The sequence below is a fragment of the Sorangium sp. So ce295 genome (assembly GCF_051527405.1).
GTDB lineage: Bacteria > Myxococcota_A > Polyangia > Polyangiales > Polyangiaceae > Sorangium > Sorangium cellulosum_B.
In genome coordinates this window covers 11,199,543-11,221,253 of record NZ_CP150324.1, presented here as the reverse complement: position 1 = coordinate 11,221,253, position 21,711 = coordinate 11,199,543, and the positions used below count along the sequence as shown (strand labels likewise).

Below are 21,711 nucleotides of genomic sequence, written 5' to 3'. Positions count from 1 at the left end.
CCGACGCCGTCCCATCCAGCGCGCACCGGGCCGAACGCGGCGGTATCGATCTCCCCGCGATCCTTGCTAGTGTGCGCGCGCGTGGCCACGACCCAGGACGCGATCTCTCCAGAGGAACGTTTCGCGCGGGGGGTACGCCTTGTCCCGGGCGGCCTGGACATCGGCGGCAAGCTGGTCCCGCTGTACGCCGGCAGCGTGCACTACTGGCGGCTCGACCCGCAGCACTGGCGCGCTTGTCTAGAGGCCACGCGGTCGCTCGGCGTTCACCTGATCGACATCTATGTGCCGTGGGCCGTTCACGAGACCGGGCCGGGGCAGTTCGATTTCGGCCGGCTCGATCCGCGCCGCGACGTCGGCGCCTTTCTCCGCCTCGCGCACGAGCTCGGCTTTTACGTCATCGCCCGCCCGGGCCCGCACATCAACGCGGAGCTCACCTGCTTCGGCATCCCCGAGCGCGTCATCTGGGACCCGAGCTGCCAGGCCCGCTCGGCGCGGAACAACCCGGTCGTGCTCCCGATGTTGCCGTACGGGTTCCCGGTCCCGAGCTACGCGAGCAACGCATTCCACGACGAGGTCGCCCGCTATTTCAACGCGCTCGCCCCGGTCCTGAAGCCGCACCTCTACCCGGACGGGCCCATCGTGCTCTTGCAGATCGACAACGAGGGCGCGCTCTACTTCCGCGACGGGGCGTACGACCAGGATTACCACCCGGACGCGATCTCCCTCTACCGCGACTTCTTGCGCGAGAAGTACCGGACGATCGAGGCGCTCCAGCGCGCTTACGCGACGAAGAGGGTGGAGCCCGCGCCGGAGGGCGACGCGACCGAGGACGCCGGCGCGGCGCTCGTGCGCGCGATCGTCCGCGAGCGCGCGCAGGCCGAGGAGGGCGATCTGCGGTTCGCCACGATCACGCCGCCTGTCGCGTTCGACGCCGAGACGCCGGCCGATCTCGCGCGCCACCTGGACTGGAGCGAGTTCCACGAGCACCTCCTCGAGACCGCCATGGGGCGCTTCGCGAGGGCGCTCTCCGCGGCGGGCGTCGACGGCCTGCCCACGATGCACAATTTCCCGATGGGACAGGACGCGACGCCGCTCAACCCGGCGCGCATCTCGCGCGTCGTGGACCTCGTCGGCCTCGACTACTACAGCGTCGCGAGCCCGAGCAGCCGGCAGATCCTCGCCCGCCGGACGAGCGAGCTCGCCGTGCGCTGCGAGGCGCTCTCGCTGCCGCCCTTCGCGTGCGAGATGGGCGCCGGCTTCCCGCCGTTCTTCCCGCCGCTCGAGGAGCGCGACAGCGTGTTCGTGATGATGGCCGCGCTCGCGTACGGGCTGCGCGGGTACAACATCTACATGGCGGTCGAGCGCGACCGCTGGATCGGCGCGCCGATCGATCCGCGCGGCCGCCCTCGCCCCTTCGCCGCCTTCTGGCGGAAGCTCTCCGCGGCCCTCGAGGCCACGAGGTTCCACGAGCTCCGCCGCCCGGCGCCGGTGCGCATCGTCACGCCGCGCACGGAGCGCCGGCTCTCCCGCGTGATGCACGCCTTCGGCCCGCTCACCGGGGCGTTCTTCTCGATCATGAACTTCGGCGCCCGCGATCGCTGCCTCGAGGACGACCTCGGGCTCGGTTACCCGCTCGCGGTGGAGTCCGACACGTTCGTGCGTGCGTTCGAGGAGGCGCTCGACGCGCGCGGCGTCCCCTACGCCCACGTCGGCGGCGAGGATCGCGACATCTCGCTCGTCGGGGCGCGCTGGGTCATCTGCGCCACCTCGGGCGGCCTGAGCCCGGAGCTGTTCGCGTGGCTCGAGGCGACGTCCCGGCAGGGGACGCTGATCACGCTCGGCCCCCGCGAGCCCACCTTCGACGGCGCCTTCCGCCAGCTGCCGCGGCCCTACGATCTGAAGCGGCTCCTCGCCCCCGGACAGAACCTGCCGGCGCTCCTCCAGGACGACCCCGCCGCGGCCGACGCCGCGGTGTCTCGCGCCATCGACGCGCTCGGCCTGCCGGCCTTCGCGTGTGATCCCGACAGTGTCTTCGCGACGCTGCACGAGGATGCGTCGGGCACGCCGCGGGTGCTCTTCTTGCTGAACCCCGGAGACGCGGACGTGGTGGCGCGCGTCACCGTGAGCGCCCAGCGCGCGCGCGATGTGCTGGACGACGCGCACTTCGAGGCGCGGCGCGGGGCGCTCGAGGTGCGGCTCGTGCCTCGCTCCGTGCGGATGCTCGCGCTGGAATAGCCCCGTCGCCGGGCGCTACGCCGTGACGGCCAGCGAGGCCAGGCAGCGCTGGCCCGCCCGCTCGCCTCCTGACCTGGCGTGCCCCTCGATCAGCGCTCGAACCGCAGCGAGTTGCCCTCTGCGTCGCGGAAGCGCCCCATGCCGATCATGAGGATGTCGATCAGCGACCAGATGCCGAGCCCGCCGCACGTCAAGAGCTTCGCTATGCCGAGCCCGGTCTGTCCCAGATAAAAGCGATCTACGCCAAAGTAGCCGAGGAAATAGGAGAGCAAGAACAGCGTGGACTGGCTCTTGGTCGGGTGACCGACGGGCGCGTCGCGCCTGAGCACGAGCCCCTGGGCGTCTCGCATCGATCCGGTGCCGATCAGGATCGTGTCGATGAGGCTCCAGAAGCCGAGTCCACCACACGTGAACAGCTTGAGGAGCCCGAGCCCCGTCTGGCCCAGGTAGAAGCGATCGACGCCGAAGGTCCCGAGAAACACGGCGAGCATGAAGGCTGTCGCCTGGTCCTTGTCGGAATAGGCCTGCGCCGGGGCGCCGTGCGGCGGTCCACCGCCGTGAGCCGGCGGCGGGCCCCAGCCGCCTCCGGGAGGCGCGCCATATCCGCCGGGGGGCGCGCCCCATCCTGCGCCAGGCGGCGGGTATCCTCCGCCCGGCGGTGGGTATCCGCCCGGCGGCGGATATCCGCCCGCCGAGGACGCGCCGCCACCGCCGCCCGGCGCCACGCCCTGGCCGCCGGGCGGGCTCGACCCCCAGCCGCCATTTCCCCAGCCTCCGCCTGCGTTGCCCCAGCCTCCGCCGCCGGGCGGAACTCCGCCTCCGCTGTTGCTCATCCTCGTTCCCTCCAGCTGATGCGGCTGTGGAGGCGGCCGTGCGCCCCGCGGTCGTCAGCCGAGCCTGACTGTATCCTGGAACCGAGGCGCCGCGCTTGCGCAACGCGGAAATCGCTGGTGGTTGCCGGAGGCCCACCCTACCTTGGCCCACGATGGGCCGCTGAGCGCGGCGCAGGAGCGAGCGCACCCGGCGATGCAGCAAGATTTTCAGTCCGATCGGTGGCTGTCGTTCGCCCTCCGGGCGGGGCTCATCGCTCTGTTCTTCTGGATGGTGAAGGGGCTGCTCGTCCCCGTCCTGCTCGGCGGTCTGGTCGCGCTCCTCGTCTCCCCGCTCCAGCGCCGCCTCGCGCCTCGACTCGGCCGCTTCCGCCCCTTCGCGCCCGCGATCTCGACGGCGGGCGTGATCATCCTCGTGTGCATCCCGCTCGCGGTGATCATCATCGAGGCCTCCGCCTCGATAAGCCGCTTCTTCGCGCGGGATTGGTCGAACACGATCGAGCGGGTCGAAGGCCTCCTGAACGACGGGAGGATAACGGGGCTCCTCAACAGGGCTGGCCTGTCCGGGGACGATGTCCGCACGTACGTGAGCAACCTGTTCGAGCGGGTGGGCAGCTCGATCGCCGGCTTCGCGGGGGGCATGGTCGCCGCGGTGCCGCAGACGATCGTCGACGCCTTCCTGTTCGTCGTCGCGCTCTACTACCTGCTCCGCGACGGAGGCCTGCTGCTGCGCTGGCTGCTCACGCAGTCGCCGTTCAGGAACGAGGAGACGGACGTCCTCTTCGCGTCAATCCAGGACACGGTGCACGGCGCCGTCCTCGGCCTGCTCGCGACGGCGGCCGTCCAGGGGACGCTGACGACGATCGCGCTGTTCGCCTGCAAGGTGCCGGGCGCGTTCCTGTTCGGCCTCCTGGCCACGCTGCTCTCGCTCGTCCCCATGATCGGCACCACGCCGGTCACGCTGGGGGCGGCCATCTACCTGTTCGTCGTCGGGCGCATCGGGGCGGGCATCGGCATGTGCGCCGCGGCGGTCCTCATCGGGCTCTCGGACAACGTGATCCGGCCGTGGGTCCAGAGCTCGCACGGCGGGATGCACCCGCTCATCGCGCTCCTCGCCATCTTCGGCGGGCTCGAGCTGTTCGGCGCGGCGGGGATCTTCATCGGCCCGGTCGTCGCCGCGATCGTCCTCTGGGCGGTCGACACGCGCGCGGGCATCTCCAGCTCGGGCCTCCCGCTGGGCCCGCACACGTCGCAGCCGCCACCCTCGCTGACGTCGCGACCGCCGCCGGCCTCGCGACCGCCTCCGACGTCGCGACCGCCGGCGTGACGCGTCGGCGCGCCGGAGCGCCGCGAGAGGCGCGGCCCGCGCCCTAGAGGGAGGCGCTCACGGCGACAGGCCGTAGCCGCGGGCGAGGGTGAGGGAGAGGAGGTTGCACGCCGCGTGGAACACGAGCGGCGCCCCGATGCCGCCTGTGCGCGCCCGCAGCCATCCGAAGAGGAGCGCGGGGAAGAAGACGGCGAGCCGGGCCGGGTGCTGGATCGTGAGCACGTGGCCGATCGCGAAGATCGCCGACGAGAGGAGCCACGCCGGGCCGAGCGTCGCGCCGGCGACGCGGAATCGCGGCGGGAAGACGCGGTCGAGGGCGCTCTGGAGGTAGCCCCGGAAGAACGCCTCCTCGGGCAGCGCGACCACGAGCAGCTGCGCGGCGATCTCGTCGGCGAGCGAGGGCGGCGGGCGCAGCACGAACGGCGAGGTCGCGCCCCAGTAGAGCCGGTAGCCCAGCCAGAAGAGCGGGAAGACGATCGCGGCGACCAGCGTCGCCCAGGCGACGGCGTGGAGCGCGGCGCGGGCGAGGCGCCTCGCCGACAGCGGCACGGGCTCCAGGAGCCCTCCGAGGGACAGGCCGTGGGCGCGGATCGTCGACTCGTCGTACCTCAGCACGAGCCAGGACGTCGCCGCGAAGAACGTGAGGCCGACGAGCGTGCCGGCGTAGCTCTTCGGCGCGGCGTAGGACACCGCCGTCACGGCGGCGGTCGTGATGCCAGCGGCGAGGAGCGCGCGCGCCGCGGTCGGCTCGGGCGGCCGCGGGCGCTCGCGCTCGCGCTCACCGGCGCTCGCATGCGCGGCGTTCGCGTCTGCCGGCGCGCCAGGTGTCTCGTCGCCGGCAGGTGCGCGGGCGTCTCGGCTCGGTTCGATGGGTGTGGGCGGCTGCAAGGCGTGTTCGTCGCGGAGGGGAGCGCGCGGTGCGGGGGCTTACGCGGGGATCGCGGCGACCCGGGGTCGCGGCCGCGCGCGCTCAGCCTAGCCGCCACGATGTCCCTCCGCGATGGTCAGCGCTCGGGGCGGCGCGATTCAGGTGCTGCACACGGGTCCAGCCACCGCCCATTTTCTAGCCTTCCAGCCCGGCCACGTTAGAGTGCGGCCGCTGTGGCGTTTTCCCGACTTCGCTGTCTGATGAAGCCGTTGGCCTGCGCGCTGCTTGCGTCCGTCGCGACGCTCGGTCCGGCGCCCGCGTCGGCCGCGTCGCCGTTCCTCATGACGCCGGCGGCGAGCGTCGCCGAGGCGTCTCCGGCGTACCGCTACGCCAACATGACGAACGAAGAGGCGCTGGCGGAGCTGGATCGCCGGAAGATCCTGTACCTCAAGGTCGACCACGCGCCCGGGGTGCGCGCTCCGATCCGGCTCACGGGTCGTCTGAACGGCGTGAACTTTCATTCGGTGCTCCCGCCCGAGCAGCGCGTGACGAGCATGTTCGAGATCCTGGACGCGCGCCTCGCGCTCGCCCTCGACGATTTCGCGGCCGTGCTCTCGAGGCACGATATCGACGAGGTCGTCCATTACACGATGTATCGACCCAACGTGCCGATGCGCGGCCGCGAGGGCGTGGACGGCGACGGAGAGCACGGGCACCCGATCGCTCATGCCAAGGCCGCTGACCGCGCGGTGCAACAGGCAGAGGCCGCGGACGGCGCTGCCCGCGAGGAATCGACGAGGCAGGCCTCGCCGGTCGAGCCTGCGCCGCCGGTGGAGCTCGGCAAGAAGGGCGCGCTCGATGCGACGTCCAAGGCACCTGAGGAGCGGCCGCGACGCCTGAAGGAGAAGGGGTCGGCGGAGGCGGCGCCGAAGGAGAAGGGGGCCGCGGAGGCCGCGCCGAAGGCGAGGGCCGCAGCGGAGGCCGGGCCGAAGCAGAAGGGTGTGGCAGAGGCCGCGCCGAAGGCGAGGGCCGCAGCGGGGGCCGCGCCGAAGGAGAAGGCCGCAGCGGGGGCCGCGCCGCAGGAGAAGGGCGCTTTGGAAGCCGATCCAGGCGCCGCTTCCAAGGCTCCTGGCCAGCGGACGCGGACGGTCGCTGCGCGCAGCGGGCCGGCCAAGAAGGACGCCGGCAAGGTCGGAGCGCGCCGCGCTGCTCGGCGCAAAGCCGCGGGGCCGACCCGGGCGACGACGTCTCCGGTCAAGCACCGTGGCGACGTCGCGCTGCGCAGCGATGCAGCGCAGAAGCCCCGCGGCACGTGGGCTCCGCCGGGCACGCGGCACCCCGCCGGCCTGGCCATCGACGTCGGCGCCCTCAAGAAGCGCGACGGCACGTGGATCAGCGTCGCGCGCCACTTCCACGGCCGCATCGGGGACAAGACCTGCGGTGAGGGGGCGCCCCAGCCCGAGCTCCCCGAGGCGCGCGAGCTCCGGTCCATCGTGTGCGAAGCGGCGGACCTCGGGATTTTTACATACGTGCTGACGCCCAATTTCAATGCGGCGCACGTCGACCATTACCATATGGAGATCAAGCCGGGCGTCCGGTGGTTCCTCTATCACTGAGCGAAGGCCTCGCGCCCCCTGTGCAGCCCTGAACGGCTCGCAGCGCCCCCCACTGCACATCCGTTGATTGCGCGTTTTTTGATGATCTGAGCGGTTTGTTCGCGCAACTTCTGCCACGAGAGCGACGATTCCCTTCCCGAACGAAGGCGCCGGCGCTCCGCCGCGCGCCCCCGCGAGGGAGGTCGACGGACATGGTGCAAAAGAAAGACGGACAGCCGCTGCCGGGGACTTCGTACCGTGTGCTCCGTCGGATCGGGGCAGGCTCGTGCTCGGAGGTCTTCGAGGTGACCGGGCGCCGCGGCCAGCTGCGCGCGCTCAAGCTGCTCCGTGCCATGCACGAGGGGTCGAGCGAGATCGGAGCGCGCCTTGTCCAGGAGGGGCGCGCTCTCTCGACGCTGAGCCATCCCCACATCGTGAAGGTCGAGGAGGTCGGCGTGACGAGCGACGGCCGGCCCTTCCTCGTCATGCCGCGCCTCTTCGGCGAGACGATGCGCGAGCGGCTCGACGCGCGCGGACCGCTCGCGACACCGACCGCCGTGCACATCGCCATCCAGGTGCTCGGCGGGCTCGCGGCGACGCACCGCGCTGGCATCGTCCACCGCGACATCAAGCCGGCGAACGTCTTCCTCGCGCAAGCGAGCTGCGCCGAGCAGGGCGTCGCCGATCTGGAGAGCGCGCCCGGTGTACCCGAGGCCGAGCACGCCGTGCTCATCGACTTCGGCATCGCGAAGGTGAGCCGCGAGGGGCTGGAGCCGTCGACGGGCTCGAACGTCCTCGGCACGCCGCGCTACCTGTCGCCCGAGCAGATCCGCGGCGAGGAGGTCGACGCTCGCACCGACGTGTACGCGGTGGGCCTCCTGCTCTTCGAGGCAATCACCGGGCGCGGTCCGTTTCCGGTTGTCGACTCGATGGCGGTGATGCGGGCGCACCTCAACACACCGGCGCCGCGGCTTCGCTCGCTCCTCTGGGTGCCTCCGGCGCTCGATCACGCCGTCGCGCGCGCGCTCGAGAAGGATCCGGGGCTCCGCTGGCAGACGGCGGACGCGATGGCCGCGGCGCTCGCGGAGGCGCTGGGCGAAGGCGGGGGCAAGGAGACGCCGGCTCACGGCGGACCGGGGCGCGCCGCGCCGCCGGACGGCGAGCGCAGCGCGCGGGCGCACCTCGCGGTCGGAGAGGCGCGATGAGCGGCGCGTCCGCCGAGTGCTCCGGGGCGCGCACGCTGCTCTACGCGCGCGGGGTGTCGCTCGCGCCGAGGGCGCCTCTCGCGCGGTCGCTCCGCGCGAAAGGCGAGGGCGAGCCGTCCGAAGGCGCGTGGCCGCTCCGCGCGCCGGGTGAGGGGGAGCCGCTCCCCGGCACACCCTATGTCGTGCTGCGCCTGCTCGGTCAGGGAGGCATGGGCGAGGTGTACGAGGTCGAGCACCGGGCGCTCGGTCGCCGGTTCGCGGTGAAGGTGCTGCACCGCAGCCACGCCGGCCGCAGCGATCTCTCGGCGCGCCTGCGCGCCGAGGCGCGCTCGATCGCTCGCCTGCGCCACCCGGGTCTCCCCGACGTGTTCGATCTCGGCGTGACCGACGGTGGCCGCCCCTACTTCGCCATGGAGCTCCTCGAGGGGCGCGATCTCCGGACCGAGCTCGCGCGCCTCGGCGTGGTCGCGGTCCCGACCGCGCTCGACCTGGTCCTGCAGGCCCTGTCGGCGCTGTCGCTCGCGCACGCGGCGGGCATCGTCCACCGTGATCTCAAGCTCGAGAACCTGTTCCTCTGCGACGACGGCACGCTCAAGGTCCTCGACTTCGGCGTCGCGAAGCTCCTCCACGCCAGCGCCTCGCTGACCGCCCCGGACGCCGTCATCGGCACACCCAGGACGATGGCACCCGAGCAGTGCGCCGCCCAGCCGATCGATCCGCGCGCGGATATCTATGCGATGGGCCTCGTCCTCTACGAGCTCGTCGCCGGGCGAGGCCCCTTCGACGAGCTGCGCGGCCGGGGCGACGCGCTCCGCTTCGCTCACTGCGAGCAGGAGCCTCCTCCTCCCTCGCGCTTCGCGCCGCAGCCGATCCCGGCGGCGCTCGAGCAGCTGATCCTGCGCGCGATCGCGAAGGCGCCCGAGCATCGCTTCCAGACGGCCGCCGACATGGAAGCCGCTGTGCGCCGAGTGCACGTCCGGTTGCACGAGGGATCGCCATCGAGCGCCGGGCCGGTGGTCAGCGCGACCGCGCTCACCCCGACCGCGGCCGACGCCGTCGCGGCCTGCACGCCTGTGCGCGGCGAGGTGCCCGCCGAGCTGCTTCGCCGACCGCTGCTCGCCGCGCCGGCCGGCGCCGCGCGCCTCTCGCGCCGCCCGAGGGCGCGCTCGACGCGGCGCGCACCCCCGGCGCGGCCCGTCGCCTGTGCGGCGTCGCGCGCCTCGGCGCTCGCCGTCTGCGCGCTCGCCGTCGCGTCGGCCGCGCTCGGGCTCGCGCTCGCGCAGCGCTGGATCGCGGCGAGTGAACCCTCCGCGCCCGCGCCGCCGTCCGCGCACGCCGGGGCGCAGGCGCGCTCGGCTGTAAGGTAGCCTCGTCGCGCCCGTTCTCTGGTCGACACCGCAAATGCGGAGTGGAGGGACCATGAACCGGATGCGACGAATCGGGCTGGCTTGTTTGGCGATATCGCTCCTCGCGGGCACCGCCGGCTGCGGCGGCAGCACAGCGGCCCGGCCGGCGGATTCCACGGCAAAGGGGGGACGCGCGATCACGGGCGCTCCCGAGCCCTCCGGCGCACAGGGGTTCCAGGACGGCGCCGCGTTCGACGAGCCGGGCGCGCCCGCCGCGCCGCCGTCGCCCGACGCCTCGCCCGCGGCGCCTTCGGCCGAGATCGAGCGGCCCTCTGCGACGGGCGGCGCCTCGCGCGCCGAGGGGGCCGCGCGCAAGGCGCCGAGCAGCCAGGTCGCGCCGGAGCCCATCGATCGCCCGGGCCTCGGCACCGAGTGGGGTGAGACGCGCGTGTCGCGCATCTCGACCGCGCCGTTCGTCCGGGCCGACGTCAACCGCCCCTTCGTCGTCGCGAGCCTGTTCTACAACGACGCCGAGGGTGCCCGCGCCATGGCGAGCGCGTCCGGCTTCCGCCGCACGTCGCCGCAGGCGTTCACGCTGGCCGGCGGCGCCGTCGCGGTCGGGCTCCGCGGCGAGGGCGGCGGCTTCCTGAGCGGCTTCGTCGCCGGCGAGAAGAGCCACGTCCTCGGCGAGGCCGGCCAGCGCTACAGCATCGTGCTGCGCAACCTCACGCCGACCCGGATCGAGTGCGTCGTCTCCGTCGACGGCCTCGACGTCATGGACGGCCAGGCCGCGACGTTCAGCAAGCGCGGTTACCTCATCGATCCCCACGGCGAGCTCGAGATCGACGGCTTTCGCCAGTCTGTCGACACGGTCGCCGCGTTCCGCTTCGGCTCGGTCCGCGGCTCCTACGCGAACCAGAAGCACGGCGACACGAGGAACGTCGGCGTGATCGGCGTGGCCCTCTTCAACGAGCGCGGGACGACGCCCTGGACGTTCGACGAGGTCCAGCGCCGCCGGGAGGCGAACCCGTTCCCTGGGCAGTTCGCCACGCCGCCCGGCATCTGAGCCTTTCCAGCGGGATCTCGCGCCTCCTCCGCGCTCCGACAAAATCAAGCTCCCGCTCCGCCGCGCGCCGGGCTAGGCCACGGCACGGTGTCGGACTTATTGAACCCGTCTCAACGTGCGGCCGTCGAGCACGAGCTCGGGCCAATGCTGGTGCTCGCCGGCGCAGGTTCCGGCAAGACGCGTGTGGTGACCACGCGGATTGCCCGCCTCCTCGATCGCGGCATCCCGGCGCGCTCCATGCTGGCGATGACCTTCACCAACAAGGCCGCCGCCGAGATGCACGAGCGCGTCGGCAAGCTCGTCGGCTCCAAGGTCGCGCGCGAGCTCAAGGTGTGCACCTTCCACCGCTTCGGGCTCGACGTCCTCGGCGCGGAGACCCGCGCCCTCGGCCTGCGCGGCGGCTCCTTCGCCATCTTCGACCAGTCCGACGCCCTGGGGGTCATCCGCGAGATCCTCCGCGAGCTCCGCGCCGGCAAGAGCTACGACGTCAGCGCGATCCTCTCGCGCATCTCGAACGCCAAGAACGCGTTCCTCGACGCCGAGACCTGGGCCGAGGCGCAGCGGCAGGGCAAGGGCATCGACGAGTACGACGAGATCTCGATGCTCGTGTACCCGCGCTACATGGCGGCGCTGCGCTCGTTCCAGGCGTTCGACTTCGACGATCTCATCTGCGAGGTCGTCCGCCTCTGGCAGACGCGCGCCGACGTCCTCGAGCGCTGGCGGATGCGCTACCGCTTCGTGATCGTCGACGAGTACCAGGACACGAACCGCGCCCAGCTGGAGCTCCTGCGCCTGCTCTGCGGCGAGCACCGCAACGTGGTGGTCGTCGGCGACGACGACCAGTCGATCTACGCCTGGCGCGGCGCCGACGTGCGCAACATCCTCGATTTCGAGGAGCACTTCTCCGGCGCGAAGGTCGTCAAGCTCGAGCACAACTACCGCTCCCGCAAGCCGATCCTCGACGTCGCGAACGCGGTGCTCGCCAAGTCCGGCGCCCGGCGGCACAAGAAGTCGCTCATCGCCACCCGGCTGGAGGGCGACAAGGTGCGGTCCATCATCTGCGTGGACCCTGACGTCGAGGCGAGCTTCGTGGCCACGGAGGCGCAGCGCCTCCTGGAGCGGGAGGCCGCGCGGCCGAAGGACATCGCCGTGCTGTACCGCTCGAACCTCCAGGCGGCCGCGATCGAGTCGGCCCTCAAGGAGCGGCAGATCCCGATCCGGATGATCGGCGGCCAGCAGTTCTTCGAGCGCAAGGAGGTCAAGGATCTCATCGCCTACCTCCGCGTCGCGCTCAACCCGGGCGACGAGATGTGCCTGCGGCGCATCCTGAACTACCCGGCGCGGGGCATCGGCGACGTCGCGGTGGCCAAGCTCGGCGCCTACGCGACGGCGCACGACGCGTCGCTCTGGACGGCGGTGTCGCGGCCGCACGCCGTCCACGAGCTGACCGCCGCCGCCATCGAGGGCTGCCGCCAGCTGCTCCGGATCATCGAGGCCACGCGCGCGCGGTTCGAGCGCGGCGAGCCCTCCGCGGAGGTCGCCCGCGCGCTCCTGGCCGACGCCGGCTTCAAGGAAGACATCATGGCCGGCTCGTCCACGGCCAACGCCGCGGCGCGCCGCTGGGGCAACATCGAGGGCCTGCTCAACGTCTTCGCGCGCCGCGACGAGAAGGGGAAGGGGGACCGCGCGAGCTTCGCCGAGTTCCTGCGGCTGCTCGCCCTGCGGCAGGACTCGGAGGAAGAGGAGGCCACCGATCGGGTGACGCTCACCACGATGCACGGCGCCAAGGGCCTCGAGTTCCCGTACGTGTTCGTGATCGGCCTGGAGGAGGGGCTGATGCCTCACCAGCGCAGCCTCGACGAGCGCGCCACGGACGCCGCGCCGAGCGGCGCGGAGGGCGGCGACACGGGCGGCCACAGCATCGAGGAGGAGCGGCGGCTCTTCTACGTCGCGGTCACGCGGGCCCGCGATCGGCTCTACCTCACGCGGGCGAAGCACCGCGGCTCGCGCGGCAAGATGGTGCCGAGGACGCCGAGCCGGTTCATGCTCGAGATCCCCCCCGAGCTCATCGAGGAGCGCGAGGAGCTCGCGCCGGTCGCTCCGGGGATGGAGAAGGTGAAGGCGGGGGCGGCCGGCGTGCTGGCCGCGCTGTCGATGAACCCGTTCGCCGGGGATCCCCCCCTCATCCCGCGCCGCCGCAGCTGAGCGGGGCGCGGGACGGCGGGGGCTCGGTCAGACGGCGCCCTCGGCGGCGGCGAAGCCGGCGCGGGTGATCTCCTGCACGCCCTTGCGCGTGACGAAGTCGCGGAAGCTCTCGCCCTCGGCGCGGCCGGCCATGTAGAAGCGCGCGATCGCGGCGATGACCTTGGGCGTCTCCTCCTCGGGGATGCGGCCGTCGAGGCGCTCGCCGATGCGCGCGCTCGGGCCGCAGCAGCCGCCCACGCGGAGCGAGTAGTGCGGGCGCTCGACGCCGTCCTTGCCCTTCACCATCAGGCCCGTCATCCCGATGTCCGCGACGTGGTGCTGACCGCACGAGTTCGGGCACCCCGAGATCTTGATGTCGAACTCGCCGAGCGCGCTGACGAAGTCCTCGGTCTCCTGCCGGCTGCCGTTCGGCACCAGGTGATCCCGGATGCGCGTGCCGACCTCCATGCTCTTCGTGATCGCGAGCGTGCAGTAGTCGCCGCCGGGGCAGGTCACCACGTCGGTGATGTGCCCCGCGTCCGCCTCGGCGAGGCCGATCTGCGAGAGCTCGCGGTGTAGGCCGAGGATCTTCGCCTCCGGCACCCAGCGCAGCACGAAGTTCTGCGTGTTCGTCGCCCGCACCTCGCCGTTGCCGAAGCGACGGGAGATGTCGGCCAGGCGCTTCAGCTGCTCGCCCGTGATGTCGCCGAGCGGCAGCTTGACGGTGGCCACCCGGTAGCCGGGCTGCTTCTGCGGGATCGTGTTGGTCCGCTTCCAGCGCGCGAAGGCGCCGTCGCCGAGCGTCTCCCGCGACGGCTCGAGCGGGGGCGGGTCGCTCTCCCGGTACTCGGACACGTACCGCGCCACGTCGGCCGCGAGCGCGTCGCCCCGCGCCGCCTTGATGCGATCGAACTCCTCGTCCAGCCTGCGCAGGAACTCGGCCTCGCCGACCTTGCGGATCAGGAACTTGAGCCGCGCCTTCTTCCGGTTCTTTCGCTCGCCGTCCCGGAAGAACACGCTGACCACCGCTTCGCACGCCGGCAGCAGATCGGCGATCGGGATGAAATCCCGCCAGAGGTGGGCGATTTCGGGCGTCGAGCCGAGCCCGCCCGCCACATAGACGGCGAAGCCCTGGCCGAGATCGCCGACCTTGGCCAGGAGGCCGACGTCGTTGATCATGATCTGCGCGTGATCGCGCGCGCTGCCCGACAGGCCCACCTTGAACTTCCGCGGCAGCCGCCGGTTGTGCTCGTGGAAGAGGAAATGCTCGGTGACCGCGTGCGCGTAGGGCGTCACGTCGAACACCTCGTCCTCGACCACGCCCGCGAGGTGCGACGCGGTCACGTTGCGGAGCGTATCGGCGCACGCGCCGACCGTCGTCACGCCAGCTTGCGCCAGCGCGCGCTGCAGGTCGATCGTCTCCTCGATCTCCAGGTAGTGCAGCTGGATGTCCTGGCGTGTTGTGACGTGCGCTAGCCCGCGACCCCACCGCTCGGTCACTTCCGCGAGCGCTTCCAGCTGCGCTGCGGTCAGCTGTCCGCCCGGGATCTTGATCCGCTGCATGTGCTTCACGTGCGCGAGCTGCGCGTAGACACCCATGGCCAGCCGTAGAGGACGGAACTGGTCGGGGGTCAGCTCACCACGTTTGAATTTGGCGACGTTCTCGGCGTGTACGTCGATGGCCGCCGCAAGGCGCTCGACTCGTTGCGACATATCCGATGGTATTCCCTATATTTCCGACGCGTCAAGTGCGACAATTATCACCGCCGGTTCTACGAGGTATCCAGCCCCCAGCACCATGAAGACCGCTCTGCCGAACTCGACCGAAGCCGTGCATGCGGGTGTACTCCGCCAGCGCCCCTCCCACACCCTCGCGCCTGCGATCGCGCAGACGGCGACCTACACCTTTGCGAACACGGCGGACCTCGAGCGCTATTTCGCCGGAGGGGACGCGGATCCCGAGCGGCAGGAGTACGGCCGTTACGGCAATCCCACCGTGCGCGAGGTCGAGCAGCGCATCGCGGCGCTCGACCGCGCCGAGGACGCCCTGCTCTTCGCGAGCGGGATGGCGGCGGTGACGACCACGGCGTTCGCGCTCCTCAAGGCGGGCGACCACGTCATCCTGTTCCGCGACGTGTACCGCCGCACGCGGCAGTTCGTGATCAACGTGCTCTCTCGGCTCGGCGTCGAGCACACGCTGATCGACCCGGGCGCGTTCGATCAGCTCGAGGCGGCGATCCGGCCGCGGACCCGCTTCGCGCTCAGCGAGTCGCCCACGAACCCCTACCTCCACTGTATCGACCTGTCCCGCTTCGCCGAGATCTGCAAGAAGGCGCGGGTGAAGACGGTCGTCGACGCGACGTTCGCGACCCCCTGCAACTCCGACCCGATCGGCCGCGGCATCGACCTCGTGGTCCACAGCGCCAGCAAGTACCTGTCCGGCCACAACGACGTCCTGGGCGGCGCGGTCTCCGGATCGAGCGCGCTGATCTCGCTGATCCGCGACATGCGGAGCGTCCTTGGGGGCATCATGGATCCCCACGCCGCGGCGCTGATCGGGCGCGGGATGAAGACGCTCGCGCTCCGCATCGAGCGGCAGAACGCGACCGGGCTCGCCGTGGCGCGCGCGCTCGAGGCGCACCCCGCGGTGGAGCGCGTGTTCTACCCGGGGCTCCCGTCGCACCCGGATCACAAGGTCGCGGCCGAGCAGATGCGCGGCTTCGGCGGCGTGGTGAGCTTCACCGTGCGCGGCGGGCGAGAGGCGGCCTCGCGCGTGGTGGACGGGACGCGCATCGCCGCGATCGCCCCGAGCTTCGGCGGCGTGGAGACGCTCATCGAGCAGCCCTGCATCATGAGCTTCCACGAGCTCAGCGACGAGCAGCTCGCGGCGATCGGCATCTCCCCCGCGCTGATCCGCCTGTCGGTCGGCATCGAGGAGACCGAGGACGTCGTGAGGGACGTGATCGGCGCGCTCGACGCGCTCGGCAACGCCTAGCCCCGGCCCGCCCGGGAGCGCCGGCGCGCGGCTAGCCGAGCTTCTTCAGCTTCCGCTGCAGCGTCCGCCGGTCGATCCCGAGCAGCTTCGCCGCGGTGGCCACCACGCCGCCCGACTCCCGCAGCGCGGCGCGGATCGCCTCGCGCTCGAGATCGTCGAGCTTCAGGCTCCCCGGCGGCGGCGTCGGCGCCGCCGAGGCCGAGGGCGGGGGCCGCTGGCGCTCCCGGAGGCTCGCGGCCTCGCGCAGCAGCTTGTCCGCGTCGATGGGCTTGCTGAGCAGCGTGTCGGCGCCCTCGCGCATCGCCGCCACCGCCAGCGGGATGTCCCCGAACCCGGTCAGCATCACGATCGCCGCGTCCGGCTGCAGCTTGCGGTACTGGGCGAGCGCGCTGAGCCCGTCGCCGCGCGGCATGCGGTAGTCGATGACCACGAGGTCCACCGGCTCGTACTCGAGCGCCACGAGCCCCTCGTCGATCGTCGCCGCGGTCCTCGCCACGACCCCGCGGCGGCGCAGCGCGCCCTGCAGGGTGGTGCGGAACGCGTCGTCGTCGTCCACGAGGAGCGCCGTCTCGATCCGTCGCGTCATCTTCACCTCAGGCGGCCCCGGAGCGCTTCAGCGCGCCGGGCAGATCCGCGTCCATGGGGCCCGTGCTCCCGTCGAGGCGGAGGCGCAAGGTCGCCTTCGCGCCGCCGGTCTCGACGCTCTCCATGCGCAGCACCGCGTTCATGCGGGAGGCCATCATCGAGCTGATGTAGAGCCCGAGCCCCATGCCTCCCTGCTCCATCTTCGTCGTCTGGAACGGCTCCCCGAGCCGCCCGGCGATGTCGGGGTTGAGCCCCGGCCCGTTGTCGGAGACCGCGATCTCGCAGACGTCGCCGCGCTCGACGACGCTCAGCTCGATCCGCTGCTCGGCCGAGTCGGCCGTCGCCTCGGCGGCGTTGGCGAGCAGGTTGACGAGCACCTGGCAGAGCGCCGGCCGCAGCACGTCCGCCTGCACCGGCCGCGGCGTGTCGAACGCGAGCTCGCCGCGGTAGCCGAGCCGCGCGAGCTCGACCTTCGCCAGGTCGCGCACGAAGCGGGTGAGCTCGAGCGGCTCCAGCCGCTGATCGAGCCGGATCTGGCCGCGCATCAGCCCGATGATGTCGCTCGCGCGCCGCGCCTCGCCGGCCACGGTCTCGGCCATGCGCGCGGCGTCCTCGGAGCCCGTCTCGCGCGCCACGTCGACGAGGTCCTTGCTCGCGAGGAGGATCGTCGCGAGCGGCGTGCTGAGCTCGTGCGACATCCCGCCGACCATGCGCCCGAGCATCGCCAGCCGCTCGTTCCGCTGGCTCTGCTGCCGGAGCTCCTCGAGCCTGTGGGCGTAGACGACGACGAAGAAGCCGAGGAACAGCGTCAGCGACGTGAGCGACACGAGGTCGCCCAGCCGCCGGATGCGCTCGCCGCCGAGCGGCGCCGCGTCGAGCGGCAGCGGCGTCGCGTACGTGAGCACGGCGATCGCGGCCAGCGTCAACAGGCCGACGAGCACGGTCGTGCGCCGCGGGCAGAGGAGGCCGGAGAGGGCGATGTGGAAGGCGAGGAAGACGGCGAAGGGGTTCGCCAGCCCGCCCGAGAACCAGAGCATCCAGGCGTTCGCGATCACGTCGCCCACGAGCTGGGCGCGCGCGTGATCCTGCGCGGGCTCGCGCGCCGCCGGCTCGCCCCCGTCCGGCCGGCGCGCGCGCCCGACCCGGATGGTCCAGGCGACGTTGGCCGCCGCGATCGCGGCGATGCCGACGATCAGCGGAGCGAGCCCGAGGTCGGGGACGAGCTTCCTGCCCGCGACCGTGGTCGCGATCATCCCCGCGATCGCCCCCCACCGCAGCTGGATCAGCCACCTGTCGGCGGTGTCCCAGGAGGGGGGCTTCGGCCCGGAGAGCAGGACCGCGAGCCGCCGGCGCGCCGCAGGGGGCGCGCTGCTCTTGGCGGGGTCGTGCCCTGCGTCAAGCGACCATGGCTGAAAGGAGGATTGCATCCGCGCGCGGACAGGGGGGCTTTCCAGGGCGCGGTCGAGGCGTCCGGCGTCCATCCCGGAGCAACCTTCCGACGTTGCCTTGCATCCGGTCCCTTGTACCGCGCACGAAAGCCGCGAGCACGCGCGAGGTGCGCCCCGGCCCACATCCGGGGGGTGTCAGGAAAAACCCCAGCGAATACCGTGACTTGAAATTGTTGGCTGGGTTACGTTCGGCCTCGCGCCGGCGGGGCGCTCGGCTCCGGGCCGGTCACTTGGCCTCTGCGGCTCCGTTGCCGTGCTGCGCGGGCGGCGGCGGCGCCTTGTGCGCCCGCTTCATCCTCCAGTCGTCGGCGGCGCGCTTGCCGTCGAACGGCGCCTTGATGTCCGCCGGCCGCTCGGCCTCGATCCCCTCGGCCCGGCCGCGGTTGGCCGTGTCGAACATGGTGAAGCCGATGAAGATCGCCAGGAAGATGAGCGACGACGCGAAGATCAGGGTGTGGAACTTATGGTCCCACTTGAGGTGCATGAAGATGAGCGCCACGACGCCCGCCTTCGTCGTCGCGATGAGGACCGCGATCGCCAGGTTGGCCGCGCCGAGGTCGACGTAGCTCGCGCCCACGGTGACGACCGTGAGCACGAGCAGCGCGAGCCACGTGGCGATGTAGACCTTGAGCGGCAGGACGTGAGGCACGTGGTCTGCGCCGTGGCCATGGCCGTGCCCGTGCCCGTGCGCGCCAGCTGCTTCTGCGTGTGTCGACATGCTGTCCTCTAGGCCTCAGCCCACCAAGTAGAGCAGGGGGAAGAGATAGATCCAGATGAGGTCGACGAGGTGCCAGTACAGCCCCACCCCTTCGACCGGCGAATAGTAACGGCTCGAGAACTCACCGCGCAGGTTGCGGATGAGGATCCACGTGATGAGCCCCATCCCGATGACGACGTGCAGCCCGTGGATGCCCGTCATCATGAAGTAGATGGCGAAGAACGTCCCCGCGTGGGCCGTCGTGAAGCCCTGGGCGGTGAAGTACTTCCCGGGCAGGAGGCCGTCGTGGAACTTGTGCTGGTACTCGAAGTACTTGATCACAAGGAACACGGCCGCGCAGAGCAGGGTCACCACGAGCAGCCGGGTGGTGGTCTTCTGGTCGCTCCTCTGCGCAGACCGGACGGCGAGCGCCATCGTCAGGCTGGAACAGATGAGCACGATCGTGTTGACGCCGCCCATCACCTTGTCGAGGTGATGGTGGGCTTCCACGAACGAGTCGAAGAACCAGCCCCGGAAGATGGCGAACGCGCAGAACAGCCCGCCGAAGAGCAGGATCTCCGTGACCAGGAAGAGCCAGATGCCCATCCTGCCGGCGTCGAACTGCGTGTCGGCGGAATCGAAATGATGGGCGACGTGGAAGTCGGGGGACAGGGCCGTGCCTGCCTTGTTCGGCCGGTCGGCGGCCTCGGCGTGCGCGCTCATGCGTTCTCCGTGTTGAAGTCGTAGGCGCCCTTGGTCACGACCGGGGTGCGGACGAAGTTCTCGGTGATGGGCGGGGAGGCGGTGGTCCACTCGAGGCTGAGCCCACCCCAGGGGTTCGCCGGCGCCGGAGCGCCGGAGCGCAGCGACTTGATGAAGCAGATGAACATCACGAGGAAGCCGGTGCCCAGGATCCACGAGCCCACGGTCGAGAAGGCGTGCAGCGGCTGGAACTGGTCCAGGTAGTTGTAGTAGCGGCGCGGCATCCCGCGGCTGCCCAGGACGAACTGCGAGAAGAACGTGACGTTGAAGCCGATGAAGATGAGCACACAGGCGATGGCGGCGAGCTTCTCGGAGTACATCTTCCCCGTCATCTTGGGCCACCAGTGGTGGAGCCCGCCCATGAAGGCGATGACGGTGCCGCCCACCATCACGTAGTGGAAGTGCGCGACCACGAAGTACGTGTCGTGCAGGTGCAGGTCGACGCTGAGCATCCCGAGGAAGACGCCGGTGAGCCCGCCGATCGAGAAGAGGATGAGGAACGACAGCGCGTAGAGCATCGGCGCGTTAAAGCTGATCGAGCCGCGCCACAGCGTCGCGATCCAGTTGAAGACCTTCACGCCGCTGGGGATGGCGACGAGGAAGGTCAGGAACGAGAACATGATCGCCGCGAACTCGCTCTGGCCGGAGGTGAACATGTGGTGGCCCCACACGAGGAAGCCGACCAGGGCGATGGCGATGCTGGAGAACGCGATCGCCTTGTAGCCGAAGATCCTGCGCCGCGCGTGGACGGCGATGAGCTCGCTGATGATGCCCATGCCCGGCAGGATCATGATGTAGACGGCCGGGTGGCTGTAGAACCAGAAGAAGTGCTGGTAGAGCACCGGGTCGCCGCCGAGCGCCGGGTCGAAGATGCCGATGTGGAACGCGCGCTCCGCGATGAGCAGGAGGAGCGTGATGCCGAGGACCGGCGTGGCGAGGATCTGGACGATGCTGGTCGCGTAGATCGCCCAGAGCATGAGCGGCATCTTGTACCAGCCCATCCCGGGCGCCCGGAGCTTGTGCATCGTGACGATGAAGTTCAGCCCCGTGAGCACGCTGGAGAAGCCGAGGATGAACACGCCGAGGGTGACGCTCAGGACCGACGTCGTGGTCACCGTGCTCGAGTACGGCACGTAGAACGTCCACCCGGTGTCGATGCCGCCCGTGACGAGCGACGACAGCGTGAAGAGGGCGCCGATCCAGTAGAGGTACAGGCTGAGGAGGTTCAGCTTGGGGAAGGCCACGTCCTTCGCGCCGATCATGATCGGCAGCAGAAAGTTGCCGAGCGCGCCGGGGATGCTCGGGATGATGAACAGGAAGGTCATCACCGCGCCGTGGAGCGTGAACATCTGGTTGTAGGTGTTCGCGCTCATCAGCGTCTCCTTCGGCGTCAGCAGCTCGAGCCGGAGGACGAGCGCGAACACCCCGCCCATCGCGAACGCGATGAACGTGCTGATGAGGTACATCAGGCCGATCCGCTTGTGATCGACCGTGGTGAGCCACGACATGATCCCGCTCTGGGCCCGGATGTAGTCCGTTCCGTGGCCGCCGGCGGGTGCCGTATTGACGTCGAGGGTTGTTACGGTCTGCGACATGACTGCTTCTCCCCGGCGCTCACTTCACCGACTTCAGATAAGCGATGAGCGCGTCCACTTCTTTGTCCTTGAGGAGCCCCTTGAACGACGGCATCACCGGCGGGTAGCCGCGAACGACCTGGCCGCCGGGGTTGAACACGCTCTCGCGGAAGTAGTTCTCGTCCGCGATGAGCTTGGATCCGTCCGCGAGCTCCTCCTCGCGGCCGAAGAGCCCCTTGAGCGACGGGCCCTGGATGCGCGTCCCGTCGAGCGAGTGGCAGGTCGCGCAGCTCCGCTTGGCGAAGAGCAGCTTGCCGAGCTCCTCGGGCGGCAGGTCGCTGTTGTTGTTGCCCTCGAGCCACTTCTCGAAGTCCGACGGCTCCAGCACCTTGACCGTGGCGAGCATGTCCGAGTGACCGGAGCCGCAGTACTCGGTGCACAGGAGCACGGTCTCCCGCGCCTCCGTCGCCTCGAACCACAGCGACGTGTACGACCCCGGGACCACGTCCTGCTTCACGCGGAACTCCGGGATGTAGAAGCTGTGGAGGATGTCCTTCGAGCTCATGATGAGCCGCACCGGGCGGCCCCGCGGTACGCCGAGCTCGTTCACGGTCGTCGTCCCGTCGGGGTAGGTGAACGTCCACAGGTACATCTCGCCGGTGACGTTGATCTCGTAGGACTCGGCCGGCGCGACGGAGGCGTGCACGTAGCCGCGCATGCCCACGAAGAAGAGCGCGATCACGATGGCGAGCGGGATCAGCGTCCACACGACCTCGACCGTCGTGCTGTGGTCGATGGGGCTCGTCTTGTCGCGCTCGCTCCGCCGCTTGTACTTGATGGCGAAGAGCACCGTCGCCCCCGCCACCAGGATGAAGAAGAGGACGGAGACCCAGTAGGCCGCGTCCCAGCCGGCGTCGATGTGCTCAGCGAGCGTCGAGCCCTGGCGGGGCAGCCAGAAGGAGCCGAGTTCGATCGGGTTTTTCATCACCATAGT

17 protein-coding genes are annotated in these 21,711 nt (G+C 70.9%); 8 read left to right on the top strand and 9 right to left on the bottom strand.

Annotation, left to right across the window (positions count from 1 at the left end; all coding sequences use genetic code 11):
* Positions 1-81 precede the first annotated feature (81 nt).
* Positions 82-2,235, top strand: a complete 2,154-nt coding sequence (locus WMF11_RS42640) for a beta-galactosidase (protein WP_437545873.1) — start codon at positions 82-84, stop codon at positions 2,233-2,235.
* An 89-nt stretch (positions 2,236-2,324) separates the two neighbouring features.
* Here the strand turns inward: WMF11_RS42640 and WMF11_RS42635 are convergent, their stop codons facing one another.
* On the bottom strand, positions 2,325-3,068 hold the full coding sequence (locus WMF11_RS42635; protein ID WP_437904803.1) for a TM2 domain-containing protein: 744 nt from the start codon (positions 3,066-3,068) through the stop codon (positions 2,325-2,327).
* Positions 3,069-3,261: 193 nt separating this feature from the next.
* Between WMF11_RS42635 and WMF11_RS42630 the strand changes: the two genes are divergently transcribed.
* Positions 3,262-4,392: an AI-2E family transporter gene (locus WMF11_RS42630; protein ID WP_437904802.1), complete on the top strand. Its 1,131-nt coding sequence runs from the start codon at positions 3,262-3,264 to the stop codon at positions 4,390-4,392.
* 57 nt (positions 4,393-4,449) lie between these two features.
* Here the strand turns inward: WMF11_RS42630 and mrtC are convergent, their stop codons facing one another.
* Complete coding sequence (gene mrtC / locus WMF11_RS42625; RefSeq protein WP_437974844.1) at positions 4,450-5,280, bottom strand: myxosortase MrtC; 831 nt, start codon at positions 5,278-5,280, stop codon at positions 4,450-4,452.
* A gap of 240 nt (positions 5,281-5,520) precedes the next feature.
* Here mrtC and WMF11_RS42620 point away from each other — a divergent pair, with 240 nt between their 5' ends.
* The 5 genes from WMF11_RS42620 to WMF11_RS42600 all read left to right on the top strand — a co-directional run bounded on the left by WMF11_RS42620 (position 5,521) and on the right by WMF11_RS42600 (position 12,677).
* The gene (locus WMF11_RS42620) at positions 5,521-6,876 is read left to right on the top strand and encodes an extensin family protein (RefSeq protein WP_437974843.1); all 1,356 of its coding nucleotides are present in this window, start codon (positions 5,521-5,523) and stop codon (positions 6,874-6,876) included.
* Positions 6,877-7,067: 191 nt separating this feature from the next.
* On the top strand, positions 7,068-8,060 hold the full coding sequence (locus WMF11_RS42615) for a serine/threonine-protein kinase (protein ID WP_437974842.1): 993 nt from the start codon (positions 7,068-7,070) through the stop codon (positions 8,058-8,060).
* Positions 8,057-9,427, top strand: a complete 1,371-nt coding sequence (locus WMF11_RS42610) for a serine/threonine-protein kinase (RefSeq protein ID WP_437974841.1) — start codon at positions 8,057-8,059, stop codon at positions 9,425-9,427. The genes WMF11_RS42615 and WMF11_RS42610 overlap by 4 nt, the downstream gene beginning before the upstream one ends.
* A 52-nt stretch (positions 9,428-9,479) precedes the next feature.
* Positions 9,480-10,472, top strand: a complete 993-nt coding sequence (locus tag WMF11_RS42605; RefSeq protein ID WP_437974840.1) for a hypothetical protein — start codon at positions 9,480-9,482, stop codon at positions 10,470-10,472.
* 87 nt (positions 10,473-10,559) lie between these two features.
* A complete protein-coding gene (locus WMF11_RS42600; RefSeq protein WP_437904797.1) occupies positions 10,560-12,677 on the top strand; it encodes an ATP-dependent helicase in 2,118 nt (705 codons plus the stop codon).
* 27 nt (positions 12,678-12,704) lie between these two features.
* Here WMF11_RS42600 and WMF11_RS42595 read toward each other — a convergent pair whose 3' ends face one another.
* The gene (locus WMF11_RS42595; RefSeq protein ID WP_437904796.1) at positions 12,705-14,369 is read right to left on the bottom strand and encodes a nitrite/sulfite reductase; all 1,665 of its coding nucleotides are present in this window, start codon (positions 14,367-14,369) and stop codon (positions 12,705-12,707) included.
* Positions 14,370-14,454: 85 nt separating this feature from the next.
* On the opposite strand from WMF11_RS42595, the gene WMF11_RS42590 reads away from it, so the two are divergent.
* Positions 14,455-15,651, top strand: a complete 1,197-nt coding sequence (locus WMF11_RS42590; RefSeq protein WP_437974839.1) for a trans-sulfuration enzyme family protein — start codon at positions 14,455-14,457, stop codon at positions 15,649-15,651.
* Between the two features lie 31 nt (positions 15,652-15,682).
* On the opposite strand, the gene WMF11_RS42585 is transcribed toward WMF11_RS42590, so the two are convergent.
* The 6 genes from WMF11_RS42585 to coxB all read right to left on the bottom strand — a co-directional run bounded on the left by WMF11_RS42585 (position 15,683) and on the right by coxB (position 21,702).
* Positions 15,683-16,237 (bottom strand): response regulator transcription factor, encoded by a 555-nt coding sequence (locus tag WMF11_RS42585; protein WP_437545854.1) that lies wholly within the window; start codon positions 16,235-16,237, stop codon positions 15,683-15,685.
* A 7-nt stretch (positions 16,238-16,244) separates the two neighbouring features.
* The gene (locus tag WMF11_RS42580) at positions 16,245-17,717 is read right to left on the bottom strand and encodes a sensor histidine kinase (RefSeq protein WP_437974838.1); all 1,473 of its coding nucleotides are present in this window, start codon (positions 17,715-17,717) and stop codon (positions 16,245-16,247) included.
* 193 nt (positions 17,718-17,910) lie between these two features.
* Complete coding sequence (locus tag WMF11_RS42575; protein WP_437545850.1) at positions 17,911-18,402, bottom strand: cytochrome C oxidase subunit IV family protein; 492 nt, start codon at positions 18,400-18,402, stop codon at positions 17,911-17,913.
* A 15-nt stretch (positions 18,403-18,417) separates the two neighbouring features.
* The gene (locus WMF11_RS42570) at positions 18,418-19,104 is read right to left on the bottom strand and encodes a cytochrome c oxidase subunit 3 family protein (RefSeq protein WP_437545848.1); all 687 of its coding nucleotides are present in this window, start codon (positions 19,102-19,104) and stop codon (positions 18,418-18,420) included.
* Positions 19,101-20,738 (bottom strand): cytochrome c oxidase subunit I, encoded by a 1,638-nt coding sequence (gene ctaD / locus WMF11_RS42565; RefSeq protein ID WP_437904793.1) that lies wholly within the window; start codon positions 20,736-20,738, stop codon positions 19,101-19,103. Before ctaD ends, WMF11_RS42570 begins: the two co-directional genes overlap by 4 nt.
* A 19-nt stretch (positions 20,739-20,757) precedes the next feature.
* On the bottom strand, positions 20,758-21,702 hold the full coding sequence (gene coxB / locus WMF11_RS42560) for a cytochrome c oxidase subunit II (protein ID WP_437904792.1): 945 nt from the start codon (positions 21,700-21,702) through the stop codon (positions 20,758-20,760).
* Positions 21,703-21,711: the final 9 nt, after the last annotated feature.

Coding starts and splice junctions, on each gene's coding strand:
- WMF11_RS42635 (WP_437904803.1), bottom strand. CDS start 3,068: ATGAGCAACAGCGGAGGCGGAGTTCCGCCCGGCGGCGGAGGCTGGGGC.
- WMF11_RS42615 (WP_437974842.1), top strand. CDS start 7,068: ATGGTGCAAAAGAAAGACGGACAGCCGCTGCCGGGGACTTCGTACCGT.
- WMF11_RS42610 (WP_437974841.1), top strand. CDS start 8,057: ATGAGCGGCGCGTCCGCCGAGTGCTCCGGGGCGCGCACGCTGCTCTAC.
- WMF11_RS42605 (WP_437974840.1), top strand. CDS start 9,480: ATGAACCGGATGCGACGAATCGGGCTGGCTTGTTTGGCGATATCGCTC.
- WMF11_RS42570 (WP_437545848.1), bottom strand. CDS start 19,104: ATGAGCGCGCACGCCGAGGCCGCCGACCGGCCGAACAAGGCAGGCACG.
- WMF11_RS42590 (WP_437974839.1), top strand. CDS start 14,455: ATGAAGACCGCTCTGCCGAACTCGACCGAAGCCGTGCATGCGGGTGTA.
- WMF11_RS42585 (WP_437545854.1), bottom strand. CDS start 16,237: ATGACGCGACGGATCGAGACGGCGCTCCTCGTGGACGACGACGACGCG.
- coxB (WP_437904792.1), bottom strand. CDS start 21,702: ATGAAAAACCCGATCGAACTCGGCTCCTTCTGGCTGCCCCGCCAGGGC.
- WMF11_RS42595 (WP_437904796.1), bottom strand. CDS start 14,369: ATGTCGCAACGAGTCGAGCGCCTTGCGGCGGCCATCGACGTACACGCC.
- WMF11_RS42580 (WP_437974838.1), bottom strand. CDS start 17,717: ATGGACGCCGGACGCCTCGACCGCGCCCTGGAAAGCCCCCCTGTCCGC.
- ctaD (WP_437904793.1), bottom strand. CDS start 20,738: ATGTCGCAGACCGTAACAACCCTCGACGTCAATACGGCACCCGCCGGC.
- WMF11_RS42575 (WP_437545850.1), bottom strand. CDS start 18,402: ATGTCGACACACGCAGAAGCAGCTGGCGCGCACGGGCACGGGCACGGC.
- WMF11_RS42620 (WP_437974843.1), top strand. CDS start 5,521: ATGAAGCCGTTGGCCTGCGCGCTGCTTGCGTCCGTCGCGACGCTCGGT.
- WMF11_RS42630 (WP_437904802.1), top strand. CDS start 3,262: ATGCAGCAAGATTTTCAGTCCGATCGGTGGCTGTCGTTCGCCCTCCGG.